Below are 14,435 nucleotides of genomic sequence, written 5' to 3' on the forward strand. Positions count from 1 at the left end.
ACAATATTAATAATAAAAATATTGAAAATACTATACTAATAAATCAATTAGAAGAAAATAATACTTCATTCAATAACTAATTTAACTATTTAAGCAATAGTGAGTGAATTACTAATCAATCAATAACAGATCATAAATTTTATAGTTATGATACATTATCTTTAGCAAAATACACTTTTCCTAAAGCAAGAAATACTTTTTTAGTAGATAACTATGGTAACCTAGTTTATAACCCTAATATAAATATTCCTGATAAAGATAAAGTAAATATTGAAAATACAAAACAAGAAATGAACAGCCACAAAAAAGTAACTATTATTAAAGATAATTATAATCCATATAGTAAAAGTGAATATTCTGATTCATACTTTACTGGTTATAATAATTGAAAATATATTCAACAAGGTGATATTGAAAAACATATTGATATTTCTAATCAAGCAGGTGCTGATAAAGTTGAACATAGCAATAATCTAAATGAAACACTAGGTTTATATTATATTGCTAAAGCAACACATGATAATAAAATTAGTAAGACAATAGCTCTAATAACTTAGCAATGTATTTTATTAATCAAACTAGTTTAAAAGGGCAAATTAACAATCAATTAACTAGTAACATTGTTAATTTAATTATTGATAATCAAAATGTTTATAATTTTTTGAATAAATCACCACTAACATTAACTACTAAAAACTATTCATTAAATTGAATTTTTGATAAAAGTAATAATCTAGTTGCTATTTATTATAATAATTGAAAAAACACTAATAATATTATTAATGATAAAATAAATTATTCTTTTTCAGATTGACATAATGGAAGGCAATGTTTAGTAATCTGTGTAACTTACAAAAATAACTATGTTTAATTAATTCTAGTAAATATAATTAAATGACTAGAAAGAGTGAGTTACAGATGGCTAAAAAACAAAATATTAATAATAATGATCCAATATCAAAAGCAGTAGATTTATTATTAGAAAATACTGAAGATTTAACAACAGTTTTTAAAGAAGGGGGTTTATATAAAGAATTAACAAAACGTTTAGTTGAAAAAATGTTGAATTCTGAAATGCAAAATTATTTAGGATATGAAAAAAATCAACATAGTAATACTGAAAATGCTCGTAATGGTACAAGTTCAAAAAAATTAATAACTCAACAAGGTAAAATTGAGATTGATGTACCAAGAGATCGCAATAGTGATTTTACTCCTGTAATAGTTGCAAAAAGACAGCGAAGATTTGATGGTTTTGATCAACAAGTGCTTTCACTATATGCAAAAGGTATGACTCTATCTGACATTAGAATGCAGTTACAAGAGTTATATCATGGTGCTGATATTAGTGAAAGTGTTATTAGTCAAATTACTGATGATGTTATTGATGATGTCAAAACATGACAAAATCGACCATTAGAAAGCGTTTATCCGATTGTTTATTTTGATTGTATAGTAGTTAAAGTTCGATAAGATAAACGGATTATTAATAAATCAGTTTATATAGCATTAGGAGTTGATTTAGAAGGTAAAAAAGATGTTTTAGGCTTATGAATTAGTGAAAATGAAGGTGCTAAATTTTGATTAGCTAATTTCACAGAAATGAAAAATCGAGGCTTAAATGATATTTTGATTGCTTGTAGTGATAATTTAACAGGCATGTCAGAAGCAATACAAGCAATTTATCCTAAAACAGAACATCAATTATGCATTGTTCATCAAATTCGAAATAGTTTAAAATATGTTTCATACAAACATCGAAAAACTCTTTTAATTATGTAGAAAAGTATGGATGACCAAAAATTATTCATCAATTTACACTTAAAATATTATTTTTAATTAAAAATTTGTTAAAAGTAACATTATTTAGTGTAAAAATTCTCTAAAAATAACACTTTATCATGTATCATTACTTTTCTACAAAATTAAAGAAAAACTCTAGTTACAGATTTAAAACCAATTTATAGTGCATGTAGTGAAGAACAAGCAATGCAAGCTTTAGAATCATTTGAAAGTAAATGAAATAAACAATATCCCCAAATTGCTAAATCTTGATATAAAAATTGAGAAAATTTGATGATTTTTATTAGTTATCCTGCAGAAATCAAAAGAGTAATTTATACAACAAATGCTATTGAATCTGTTAATAGTCAATTACGAAAAGTTATTAGAAACAAAAAAGCTTTTCCTAATGATATGTCAGTTTTTAAAATATTTTATTTAGCAATTGAAAATATAACAAAAAAATGAACATTGCCTATTCAAAATTGAAATACAGCAATTGCTCATTTTATGATAAAATTTGAAGACAGAATTAATCTGAACTAGTACTTTGTAAAACAAAGATACACAGATTTCTAAAAAGCCTCTAATGGAACATCAATCGCTACTGATAATTATAATGTTTATAATATTGTTAAGTGAAGTAATTATGCGAGAGACTGAAATACCTTTACTAATATGTATCCAACTTTTTCTTTTATTAATTCATATTTCAAAGTATCAACTTCAACAGGAATTGAAAGTAGTCCAACACTATCAACTAATACTGCAAAAATTGAACAATATAAAAACCCTGGTAATGCTAATGTTCTTTTTATTGCTTATATTAATACTAAAGATGGTGGAGAATGAGGAACAGAAATTGCTCTTAACTTAGATCTTTGACATGATAATGATAATATTTACTTTCAATGGTATTGTTTTTTAAATTCTTCATTTGGTCGTATGACATATGTTAACATTGCATTAAACAACATTAATTTTCATAACATAATGAACAATTAATAACTTTATTTACAATTTTTAATTAATAAGCAAAATTAATAATAAGGACAAAATAAACTTTGTCCTTATTATGATTATAAATATATATTTTTTGTTACCTGAATTGTAAATATAAATGGGACAGTTTTTTAAAATAATTGTATTAAATCTATTGGTCTTTTATAAGATAGTGATTTTCTGGGTGTAGAATTAATTTGAAATGCTATAGTATTTAAATCTTTTTGTTTATATGAAGATAGATCTGTAGATTTTGGTAAATATCTTCTTAAAATACCATTATTATTTTCATTTAAACCTCTTTGACAAGGTTTACCAGGATCTGCAAAATAAATCTTAACATTACAATTTTTTTCGATTAATTTTCATTTACTAAATTCTTTACCACGATCAAAAGTAATAGTTTTAACTGTTCCTTTTTGTAACTTTGAAATAAATTTTATTATACTTTTTGTAATATTTTCTGATTTATTATTTTTAGTTGCTAAAGGAATTGTGGTTTTTGATCATATATCAGCTAAAGTAATAATAGAACTTTTATGATCTTTACCAATGATAGTATCACCCTCTAAATGACCAAATTCTTCTATATTTTTAATATTAGGAATGATTAAATTTCTTTCATGAATAGACTTACAATTATTAATTCTGCCCCTAGTTTCTTTTTGTTTGTGAGGTTTATTTTTTCCTTTTCTCAATAAGTTATTTTCATCAAAACCCATTTGATTTGTTTTAAACATGTTATATAAAGTTTTTGTTGAAATACTTTTTATTTTATTTTCCTTTAAAAAATTAGCAATTATATCAAGAGCATAATTTTTAGTAATTAACAAATGATTAATAGTATTAATTTCTATTAAAGTTAAAATTATTAATTTTCTACCTGCATTTTGTTTATTTTTTTGAATTTTATTCAATATTTCTAATGGTAATAAGTTTTGATTTAATAATCTACAAACTCTATGTACAGTTGATTTACTATAATCAATGGCTTTTGCTATTTTACGAATCGAAAATCCATAACTTTTATATTCTTTTATTGCTATTATTGATTCAATAGTCAGATACTTATACATTGTGCTAATTCCTTTCTTTTCTTAATTATAGAATTAACACAATTTAATTTTTATATAAGTGTCCTTTTTAATTTTACAATTCAGGTTATTATAATAATTTAAGTAAATCTATTCGAAAAAATTTATCTAATTTTTCTCATCCAAGATCACGATTTTGTTCAGGAGTCATTATTCAACGACCAAAAGCTTCTGGAAATAAATCAATATATGATGTTCTTCCATATCAACTTCTAACAATACCATAACTTAAAAGTTTTTGATAAGATTTATTATTAATCTTAGTTCCGTTTGCTAATGATGAAATCATATATTTTCTTGCATCAAAATTATTATTTTGTTTATTACGAATTAAAGAATCCAAAATATGACCATATTCATGTACCATAACTTCCATTCCATACTTTATATCTCTAAAATCTTTTAATTATGTAGAAAAGTATGGATGACCAAAAATTATTCATCAATTTACACTTAAAATATTATTTTTAATTAAAAATTTGTTAAAAGTAACATTATTTAGTGTAAAAATTCTCTAAAAATAACACTTTATCATGTATCATTACTTTTCTACAAAATTAAAGCTAAAATCTGTATCAAGTATTATTTTAGTATTACACATATTATCATTACAAGAACCAAAATATGCTTCTCCTGACATATTTATTTTTAGACTGTTCTCACAATTTTTGATCTAATTCAATTTTTTCTAACATTTTAAAAACATTATTTTTTTCATATAATTGAGCTAAAATATTATAAAAACGACATATTCCTGTTTTTAATTCATCAATGTTTGCACTTATATGATAATTACTAATTGTTTTAATAAATGATTCAAAATCAATTTTACCATCAAATAAAAGATGATGATCATTAAATTGTTTTTTTAAATCTTCAAAATCTTTAAAATTATCATTATTATTTTCTAACTTTTTAAAAGCATTATTTGATTCTTCACTTGCTTTAAATTTAACTTGTTCATTTAAAATATTAATAAAATCATTTACAGCAAGTAAATTTTTAAATTCATTATCATTTAAAATATCATTTTTTCCAAATAAAATTTCTTGATGATGTTGATAAGAATAAGTAGGAACTTGTTTATCTCTTAGAACCTGTTTAGAATCTTTTCGAAAATAATGTAAAATGATTATATATTTTAAAATAAGAGGTATATATGCATAAAAATTATCCAAGTCATGTCACCAAAGAACAATTTGAGAACATAAAATCAATTTTAGAAAATAGCAAAAAGAAAACAAAACCAAGAAGTTTAGATTTATATGAAGTATTTTGTGCAATTTTATATGTATTAAAAAGTGGTTGTCAATGAAGAATGCTACCAAAAAATTTTTTTAATTATGTAGAAAAGTATGGATGACCAAAAATTATTCATCAATTTACACTTAAAATATTATTTTTAATTAAAAATTTGTTAAAAGTAACATTATTTAGTGTAAAAATTCTCTAAAAATAACACTTTATCATGTATCATTACTTTTCTACAAAATTAAAGAAAAATTTTCCAAAATGACAAACTGTATATTATTATTTTCAAATTTGAAGTAAAAATAATGGTAAAGAACCTAGTGTATTGTAATTAATTTTAAAAAAAATTAGTTAAAAAAGTTCGTATCAATAATAATCGCAAAGAACAAACTAGTTTTTGTATAATTGATTCGCAAAGTGTTAAAAATACAGATACTACTGAAAATAAAGGTTATGATGCTGGTAAAAAGATTTCAGGCATAAAACGTCATATTGTTGTTGATTCTCAAGGTTTACCACATGCAATTTACATAACCACAGCAGAAAAAACAGATCGTAATAGCGCTATAATAATGATTGAAAATGAAAAAGAAAATCTTTCTGCAGTTCAAAAAATAATAGTAGATGCTGGTTATACTGGTGAAAAATTTGCTTCTGAAATCAAAACAATCATAAATGCAAATGTTGAAGTGATAAAACGTAATGAATTACATACTTTTGTAGTATTACCAAAAAGATGAATTGTAGAACGAAGCTTTGCTTGATTAGAAAAATACAGAAGATTATGAAAAAATTGTGAAAGAAAACTAAATACTAGTTTACAAATGGTTGTTCTTTCATTTATTTCAGTTTTATTAAAAAGATTCTAAACAGGTTCTTATATTCAAATCAGGAACAATATAATCTAACGTTACAAAAGATCTATTAGGACTATACTTAAGCTTTACTGTTCCAATATAGATATCTTCATTTATTGAAGTAATTATTGCTTCATTTTGATTATTAACAATTTTAATTTCCAAACTAGTTACATCTATATTATATTTATTACTAAAAATATCTATAATTTCTTTTTTTACTTTTTCATCATCATTTATAGCGCTTATGTTTTGTCCAATATAAATTTTACCTAAATTTCTTTTTCCTTTAGGAAAAATTATGGGACGGTAACAAAAACGGAGGATATAATTACTTTTTAAACATTTCTTTTAAATTATAGACAAGAAATAATTTTTAATTATGTAGAAAAGTATGGATGACCAAAAATTATTCATCAATTTACACTTAAAATATTATTTTTAATTAAAAATTTGTTAAAAATAACATTATTTAGTGTAAAAATTCTCTAAAAATAACACTTTATCATGTATCATTACTTTTCTACAAAATTAAAGGAAATAATTGTAATTATATGCAATTGTAAGTAAATATTACTACTAAATTAAATTAATTTCAATTAAAATACAAATATTAAAAAATCAATAAGAAAATTTAATATAAATACACAACAAAAATTCTTATTAACTTTTAATTAATAAGTTTTTAATATTTTAATAAAAATAAAAATTTTGATTATGTTTTAGAATTCACAAGATTACACCTAAAAATAACCATTTTAATATAAATATCTATGCTATATGTTCTATTACCAAGCATTTCTTTTAAAATATATCAAATATTACTTTCAGCAAAAGTACCAATATTTCATTTTGCACCTTGATTTTCAATTCCTTGTTTATTATTTTTAAAATATTGTTTTTTTAATTTTTTATGATTTTTTAATATTTCATTCATATACTTTATTAATTCATCATATTGACCATTTTGAATAAAGTTTCTACAAGTATTATATTCTTCAAAATATTTTCCTTTGTTTCCAGCAATAATTCCTACATACAACTTTTTAACTAAATGGAATTTATCTAAAACAAATTGTGCATCTAAATAATTAGCAACATCTTTAATTCATTCTGCACTATCTCCACAAATAATGATTTTTGCTTGGTCAAAATTTTCAAAAAATCTATTTCCTTGTTCTAAAATAAATTCAGCAGTTTTTTGAACTCCAATTTTAGTTTTTGTTGGTCTTATTATTACATCTACTCTTTTATTAACTAATTTATGATTAACATTATCTGTACAAAATAACACTAAACGCATTGAATATTTACCAGAATTTCGTTTAAATTTTCAAAACTTTCGATGTCCATCATCAATACTAATATAAATAAATTGATTTAGTTCTAATTTTATTTTAGGAACATCTAATTTACTAACTTGATATTCTTGAAATAATCTACTAATACTTGTTGTGCTAAATTTTGTTTGTTTCATAGTATGTAAAATGTCAATATACCTTTTTCCATCTGCAAAATGTTCAATAACATTATTTTTGATATCTTGACAAGTCCTTTTGTATTTAGGTAATTGCAATTTTTCATCTAATAAACAAATAGGAACTCATTTTTTTAATTGTTCATCATAATATTTATAATCACGACATTTATAAGTAACAAGACCATTGATAGTATTTCTAGTTCTTGTTTTAATTTTAACGGGGATATATTTTCTATCTCTTTCTTTTAAGATTCTTCAATCTGTTTTTTCTCATTGATTTTTTACATCATCTCTAAATGATTGATACATTCTTTTTGTTGCTTCTTTTAAAGTTCATAAATAATTAAAACTCATATTTTTTCTCCTAACTTTTTTTAAATTTTAAATTTATTGTAAATATATTTAAAAAATTAATTTACTTTTTTATTATAAACATATATAAGTGTAATTTAAAATTAAATCAAAACTTTTTAAAAAACGACTTTCATATTTAAAATATAATAAACAATTTCAATATAATTAATAGTATAGGTATCATAAAATAAACGCCTTTAATTTAGGCGTTATTTTGCATTTAAAAGCATACTTGTAAAAATAATCAAAAATAGTACAATTTATAAGTAAAATTAAGGGAAAAGGAGAATAAATTATGATTAACAAAGAAAAAGAAAAAGAATTTTGAAAAAAATATGAACAGCATATCAAAGATAATAAATGTCAGTTTGTAATGTCAAAATTTTGTAATAGACCTGCTAACAGAAATTGTATAATGTGTGATTATCCTGCTTGTGCCTATTGTTTTAGATTAAAGATGAATGATAGATATTCACGTTTTTGTTTTAATTGTTTAAAAGATACTTTTGAAGAAGAAGATATTGAAAAGTTCATGGATATGCTTTTAACAGACAACAATACAAAAAACTTACATTAATAGTAAAAAAAGGAGTAATTAAAATGCAAGATAGTAAAGAAATATTAAAAAATATACAAAATGAAGTTAAACAACAACAAGAAAAAATAAACTCTAAAATAAAAAAATGAATAAAAAGAAATTTCTATAAAATAACAACTATTATAGCATTAATTTTTGCATGTATTGCCTTAGGCTTTGCATGTAAAGACGGAAGACAAAAATTAAATTTTTATTTAAAACCAGACCATACAGCAGTCTGGGGGGGGCAACTATATGAGAACACAAAAGAAATGATTTTCGTAAAATATATTTATATTTTGGAATTAATCCTTCTTTAAAAGAAGATATAAAATGGGATGGTATTTATCCAGATGGATATTTTGATAATTAAATCTCTAGATTTATATAAGAAATATTTTCATTATATTTATCAAATAAATTAATATTTTTTAAATTTATTTCTTGTTTATTAGTAATTAAAATAATATCATAATTTCCAGAACCAAATATGCCACTAATTTCTACCCGATTTAAGTTATTAATCGGGTTTTCAATTTGTAATTCAAATTCACTATTATTATCAATTTGTGAAATTTCTTTATAAAATTCTAATTTAGAAAATAATTGTGATTTATTTGAACCATATAAATTTAAAAAATTTTCAATTTTATTTTTCTCAATAATTACTCTTGTAAAGTATTTTCCATATTCACCATTTCCTAATGTTCAATCAGCAGGGATTAAGGAAGGTATGTTATTACTTTCTAATTCATTAGTAATAGATAATCAGTTAAATTGATTATCATCTAGTTTAAATAGTTCATTTTGACTAATATCATTATTTTTTAATTTAATATTATTTATATCTGTAAAATCAAAATACTCAGATTTTAATATTACTTTTACATCCTTAAACTCTCAAACTTTATCTGGTGTAGAATGAATAGGATTTGATTTTAATTCAAAATAATATGGTAATAATAATTTATAATCATCATTTAATCCTTTATTAATTGATAATGTTGAATAAATATATTTTGATAACATAATAACTAATTGTTTAAAACTTTTAATTTGTGGTAAACTAACATAATTTGGATAATCTAATTCTCATTGTTTAAATAAATTAGTAATAACTTCATCAGGTTTTTGTCCTTCAAACTTAGCACGTAATTTAGCAATATCTCAGTTTACATCATCTTGATTAAAAGATACACCATCAAAATTTCTATTATATGTATACGTATAAGTTAACATATCTAATAATACTTTTTGTAAACTATCAACTGTTGGCGCATCTTGTATTTCAATTTCTATATCGTCAAATCTGTTATTGGTTGCAACATATTGATAAAATTGACTTTCACCCGGAAAATTTCAAACTTCTTTGTCTTTTAATTCTTTTTGTTTTTTCAATGGTCACTGACCATTTCAAACAGTACCCATTTCATAACCTAATCAAGCATGTGTTACTCTTGCATTATTAAAAATTTCTTTTCTTGTTTTAGTACCACCACCAATAGCAATTAAATCTAAAACTGATTTTTCTTGTCCTATGAATTGTTTTGCAAGATTTCAAGGTAATATTTGTTCACTAAATCATTGTTCTAGAATTCTAACTTTTGGTTGAGTTTCAATAGGCATTGATAATAACGGAAATGCTATCTTATCTTTAACAAATAACTTTGGGTATACTTCCATATTGTCAACTTCACCAAGCACCTTTATATTGCCGAAAATCATGCTTCTAGGGGCTTTAATTTTTAAACCAATTACTTTGGTATCTTTATCTAATGGTTTTTGTAATTTAATAATTATTGGATAACCATCTCTTGTTTTAAAATCTTTAATTTTAATAATAGTAATACTTTTAGTACTTCTAGTTTTTGGATTTTGATAAGGTTGTGAATAATTATTAATAATATATAAATTATCAATATTATTTTCATTTAATGGTTCATTAATAGATACTGCATATAATTTAAATTGATTTAATAAATTTATTTCTTGAAAAATTAAATTTTTAATATCAGTCATACTATATTCAATAGTATTATCATTAATATTAGTACTTGCTCTTTGATTTAATTGCATAGTAAAGTCTGATGTTTCAACAGCAGTAGTTTTTAATACTTTATCAATATCAATAAAACCAATTTTAATAGTATTTGCTGAAAATTTTAAACTATTATTTTCATTATTTTTAAATAAACGTTCAATTTCATAAATATATATAGTTCTTTTTTTAAATTCATCATATGCTCTATTAATATCTGGGTCACTAGTAGCACTCATCATATTTGTAAAATCATAAGGAATATTATCTATTAAATAATCATTTTCTACTTTTGCTTGATTAAGTTTAGTTTGCTTCTGTTTCTGTGGAAATTTGGTTTGTGGTTTGTTGTTGTCCATTGTTTTCTCCTATTAATTGGTTATTTTCTGGATTAAATAATTTTAGTTTAACTGTTAAATTATTAATTTCTTGATCATAATTAATATTAAATGTTTTACTATTTAATAAATCTTTATCAATTCTCACTAATATTTGAATAAATTTAAGAATATCAATATTAAATTGTCATAATTTTTGTTCAATATAATTAATAGTTGAAATATTTACTGCTGTACTTTCGGGAACTGATTGTTGTGCAGATTTCTTTTGACTTGGTATATGAATACCACAACGTTTAGATATTTCATTAACATTTCAATCGTATATATCAGTTAAATTTTTACCTTTAAAATTACTATTTGTCATATTGATATTTTCGTTTTGTTCATTATTATCTCCACCGCTTTTAAATATATAGTTTTTAGTAACCAAAGTTCTTACTGCTTCTTCTAATGTTGATTGAACATTACCATAAGTTTGACTAAATATAAATTTAGGCGAATTTAAAATTGTATCTAAAACAATTTGTTCATAGATAACATCTAATGCTTTAATTTTATCCATTACTTTATTACAATCTGCTAATTCATTTGCTTTATTTCGCATAATTGCTATTGGTATATAGTTAATATTTAATGTTTGTTCTTGTGATAAATTAGGATTATTATTATATATTCTAAAATCTAAGGGAAATTGTTTTTTATTATCACTAATACTGTAAATTGCACGATTAATAGTTACTTGTTTATTATTTAATGTATAAACTTCAAATAATCTTACAGTTTGTGCATTTTGTTCATAATTATCATAAAAAATAGTACATTCAATTAATTTACCAGTAATATCATAAATTCTTTGTTGTATATCTACTAATTGAAAATATAAATCATCATTTGCAATATAAATTAAATAACCACTAATTCCTAATTTACTTAATTTAAAAATAGAATTTCAATTTTTTCTATAAAATTCTTGTTGAATTAAATATTGTTTAATAGTTTCATTATTTATTTCTAATGGAGCATTATATAAATTAGCATTATTTTCTGCTACAAAATCAGTAAAATAAGTTTCATGATTAAAATCATTAAAACCAAAATAATTTAAAATTGAAGTATGTGTACTTTTATTTTTATTAGTTAAAAATTTTACTTTTTCATTTTGATTATCACTAATATTACTTTTTTCTTTTCTTTTAAATAGACTTAACATAATATTCACCACCTTTCTAAAATATTTGATTAATTTTTAATACAATTTTTACTATAATAAATATAATTAAACCCGCTATTGCTGATGATAAAAGAACTCGAATTAAACTTAAAATAATTTTTATTATTTTAAAAATCATAATTTTATTCCTGCAATTCTTCTAATTTTCATACATTACCTTTTAAATTACCTTTTCCACTATAAATAGTAATTAATTTTGCATGTTGAACTGATAAAATTACTATATTAACACTATCATTAAAGGTTTGTATTGGTACACCAGCAATTTTGTTATCCGTTATAATAAATTCTTGAATAGTATAAACTGGATTATATATACTTCAAGAATAATAAACTCTATAATGTTTATTAACTATAAAATCATAAGTAATTTGTCAATTATCTCATTTATTTTTTTCTCTTGTTCCTACATCTTTTCAGTTTGAACCACTTGGACTTGGTGTTGGATTATTTGGTAATTCAATATCTCAACAATTTTCTTCAACTTCATTTGTTTCTAAACTTTTTGAATTAATTTTTAATTTTGGTGTAACATCAACTTTAATTGTATTTTGTAATTCTTCTAATGAAAGAATAGCACCATAATTAATATCTCCACCTTTTAAATATAAACTACAATTAAAACTACTTTCTCTAACAGTTAAAGTTAATATTACATCTTCATCTTTAATTTTAAATTTTGCAAGTAAATAATCTCCACCTAAATAATTACCAGTTTTAAATTCTACTTTATGCTTTATATTTGCTTGATTTACTGGTAATTCATCTAATGTTATAATTACTCTATATACAGTATTAAAATTAATTTCAAAAGTATCTCATTCACGATTATTTTTACTTTTACTTATTACTTTTCATATTTCTTTATCTTGTTTTTTATCAATATTTGCTTTATTTTCATTAATAGCACCAACAATAGTTTTATTAGTAGTTTCTAAATTAGGAAATTCAGTACCAATAATATTAATAGCAAAATTATATTTAAAATGGTCTTTATCCATTTTATTCTCTAATTTTTTATCTACTTCTTCTTTTTTATAATAATCTGATAAATCTGCACTTCCACCAGTAGCACTAATTTTATTATTTTCATCAATAGTTATATTAGTACCAGCAATTAATTTATCTTGTTTTTTATCTAATAAATTATTAGTTTCTAGTTTTGTATAATAATCACGTTCAGTACTTTCTTCTGCTATAAATTCAGTTGGTGTTCCTTTTCCAATATATTGATATAATGTAACAGAACTAGGTTGATAATTAACATCATTAGAAGTCACCGTAATATCATTTAATTCCTTAGTAAATAATAATTGTATTTTAACATTATCATTTACAATCAATTCATCTAACTTAATAGTTTTTTGTGTTGTTCTATTAATTTCACCACCTAAATTAAATATAGTTTTTTTATTACTATATATGTAATTATCAGTAGGATTATTAGGTGGTTGATAAATATAACCTCATATTGCTAAATATATTTTTCCAAATTCATTACTAGGAATAAAAGAAGACATTTTTTTTCATAAAGGACTAGTTTCAATATTAAATCAATTATTTTTAATATCATCAATATTTTGTTTATTAATATCAACTTTATTTTCTAATAATTTAATACTATTTTCATTAGTAGTAATTCTTTTTTGTTGTTTAGCAGAAAAGTCAGCAGTCGCAGCATGAGTAAAATCACCAATTTGTGGATTATTTTGTAATGCTTCTGGTGGTAATGTACCAATTTCATCAGGTCAATCTAAAATCATTGTTTCAGTTTTTGGGTCATAATCAGTTGCAACATAACCTTTATTTATAAAGTTTGTAACACGACCCCTATATATCTCATTTTCGTTATCATTAACCAAATCATCATATAATTTTATTTGTTTTGATAATGTAAATTCTTTTTGTTCTTTAATTAATTCATCAACTTGATTTCTAGTATAAAATACTTTTAAGTCAATTTTTTCAATATCTATTTCATCTTGATTATAATTTGAAAATACTTGTTTTAATTCTGTTAATCTTGCTCATATTTTCATTCTACTTGGTGCTAAATCTCAAACATTAATTGTAGGAATACTACTTGCATTAAATGATGTACCATTATTGAATTGAATAGTAGCATCAACATTAAATTCAATTGGTGTACGATTAAATACTCAATGTTCAACCATTACATAAACCATATCTCTTAATGTTTCTTTAATTAATTCATCTTTAAAACTATCAAAAGGAAATTTAGATAAAATAAAATCAAGATAAGCATTAATATCATTTTGAGCGCGAATAGCAAAAGTTGTAAATCAGTCTTTTACATTAGGTCATGTATTTATATATTGCGGTGGAGTTTCTGTAATTTTTCCAGTTAATGGATATCAGTTATTATAATTTTCAAGACTGACATCAGTTCAAAGTTTATTAATCATAA

Annotated in this window: 12 protein-coding genes and 4 pseudogenes; 9 read left to right on the top strand and 7 right to left on the bottom strand. The window is 22.2% G+C overall.

Annotated features, from left to right (window positions below):
* The first annotated feature begins 290 nt into the window (after window positions 1–290).
* From AAHH39_RS10665 to AAHH39_RS10685, 5 genes and pseudogenes are all read left to right on the top strand, one after another.
* Window positions 291–557 carry a hypothetical protein gene (locus tag AAHH39_RS10665; protein WP_342218061.1) on the top strand — a complete coding sequence of 89 codons (267 nt, stop codon included), beginning with the start codon at window positions 291–293 and terminating at the stop codon, window positions 555–557.
* A 2-nt stretch (window positions 558–559) separates the two neighbouring features.
* Window positions 560–871 (top strand): hypothetical protein, encoded by a 312-nt coding sequence (locus AAHH39_RS10670; protein ID WP_342218062.1) that lies wholly within the window; start codon window positions 560–562, stop codon window positions 869–871.
* Between the two features lie 47 nt (window positions 872–918).
* A pseudogene (locus tag AAHH39_RS10675) lies at window positions 919–1,764 on the top strand (IS256 family transposase); the annotation flags it as partial.
* A gap of 174 nt (window positions 1,765–1,938) precedes the next feature.
* A pseudogene (locus AAHH39_RS10680) lies at window positions 1,939–2,328 on the top strand (transposase); the annotation flags it as partial.
* Window positions 2,329–2,460: 132 nt separating this feature from the next.
* On the top strand, window positions 2,461–2,787 hold the full coding sequence (locus AAHH39_RS10685; protein ID WP_342218063.1) for a hypothetical protein: 327 nt from the start codon (window positions 2,461–2,463) through the stop codon (window positions 2,785–2,787).
* Between the two features lie 128 nt (window positions 2,788–2,915).
* Here AAHH39_RS10685 and AAHH39_RS10690 read toward each other — a convergent pair whose 3' ends face one another.
* From AAHH39_RS10690 to AAHH39_RS10700, 3 genes are all read right to left on the bottom strand, one after another.
* Window positions 2,916–3,860, bottom strand: a complete 945-nt coding sequence (locus AAHH39_RS10690) for an IS30 family transposase (protein WP_342218064.1) — start codon at window positions 3,858–3,860, stop codon at window positions 2,916–2,918.
* A gap of 88 nt (window positions 3,861–3,948) precedes the next feature.
* The gene (locus AAHH39_RS10695; RefSeq protein ID WP_342218065.1) at window positions 3,949–4,245 is read right to left on the bottom strand and encodes a hypothetical protein; all 297 of its coding nucleotides are present in this window, start codon (window positions 4,243–4,245) and stop codon (window positions 3,949–3,951) included.
* Window positions 4,246–4,486: 241 nt separating this feature from the next.
* A complete protein-coding gene (locus tag AAHH39_RS10700; RefSeq protein ID WP_342218066.1) occupies window positions 4,487–5,056 on the bottom strand; it encodes a hypothetical protein in 570 nt (189 codons plus the stop codon).
* On the opposite strand from AAHH39_RS10700, the pseudogene AAHH39_RS10705 reads away from it, so the two are divergent.
* A pseudogene (locus tag AAHH39_RS10705) lies at window positions 5,038–5,205 on the top strand (transposase); the annotation flags it as partial. The gene AAHH39_RS10700 and the pseudogene AAHH39_RS10705 sit on opposite strands and share 19 nt — an antisense overlap.
* Before the next feature lie 171 nt (window positions 5,206–5,376).
* A pseudogene (locus AAHH39_RS10710) lies at window positions 5,377–5,998 on the top strand (IS5 family transposase); the annotation flags it as partial.
* Between the two features lie 703 nt (window positions 5,999–6,701).
* Here AAHH39_RS10710 and AAHH39_RS10715 read toward each other — a convergent pair.
* Window positions 6,702–7,820, bottom strand: coding sequence for an Mbov_0401 family ICE element transposase-like protein (locus tag AAHH39_RS10715; protein WP_342218067.1), 1,119 nt, complete (start codon window positions 7,818–7,820; stop codon window positions 6,702–6,704).
* A 295-nt stretch (window positions 7,821–8,115) separates the two neighbouring features.
* Between AAHH39_RS10715 and AAHH39_RS10720 the strand changes: the two genes are divergently transcribed.
* Both AAHH39_RS10720 and AAHH39_RS10725 read left to right on the top strand, forming a co-directional pair.
* A complete protein-coding gene (locus AAHH39_RS10720; protein ID WP_281748185.1) occupies window positions 8,116–8,397 on the top strand; it encodes a hypothetical protein in 282 nt (93 codons plus the stop codon).
* 23 nt (window positions 8,398–8,420) lie between these two features.
* Window positions 8,421–8,717: a hypothetical protein gene (locus tag AAHH39_RS10725; protein ID WP_342218068.1), complete on the top strand. Its 297-nt coding sequence runs from the start codon at window positions 8,421–8,423 to the stop codon at window positions 8,715–8,717.
* A 49-nt stretch (window positions 8,718–8,766) separates the two neighbouring features.
* Here the strand turns inward: AAHH39_RS10725 and AAHH39_RS10730 are convergent, their stop codons facing one another.
* The 3 genes from AAHH39_RS10730 to AAHH39_RS10740 all read right to left on the bottom strand — a co-directional run bounded on the left by AAHH39_RS10730 (window position 8,767) and on the right by AAHH39_RS10740 (window position 14,433).
* Entirely contained in the window at window positions 8,767–10,794 is a 2,028-nt protein-coding gene (locus AAHH39_RS10730; RefSeq protein ID WP_342218069.1) for a hypothetical protein, read from the bottom strand.
* Complete coding sequence (locus AAHH39_RS10735) at window positions 10,742–11,986, bottom strand: hypothetical protein (protein WP_342218070.1); 1,245 nt, start codon at window positions 11,984–11,986, stop codon at window positions 10,742–10,744. Before AAHH39_RS10735 ends, AAHH39_RS10730 begins: the two co-directional genes overlap by 53 nt.
* Before the next feature lie 143 nt (window positions 11,987–12,129).
* On the bottom strand, window positions 12,130–14,433 hold the full coding sequence (locus AAHH39_RS10740) for a hypothetical protein (RefSeq protein ID WP_342218071.1): 2,304 nt from the start codon (window positions 14,431–14,433) through the stop codon (window positions 12,130–12,132).
* Between the last annotated feature and the right edge of the window lie 2 nt (window positions 14,434–14,435).

The organism is Spiroplasma endosymbiont of Amphimallon solstitiale, from assembly GCF_964030965.1.
Lineage (GTDB): Bacteria > Bacillota_I > Bacilli_A > Mycoplasmatales > VBWQ01 > Spiroplasma_E.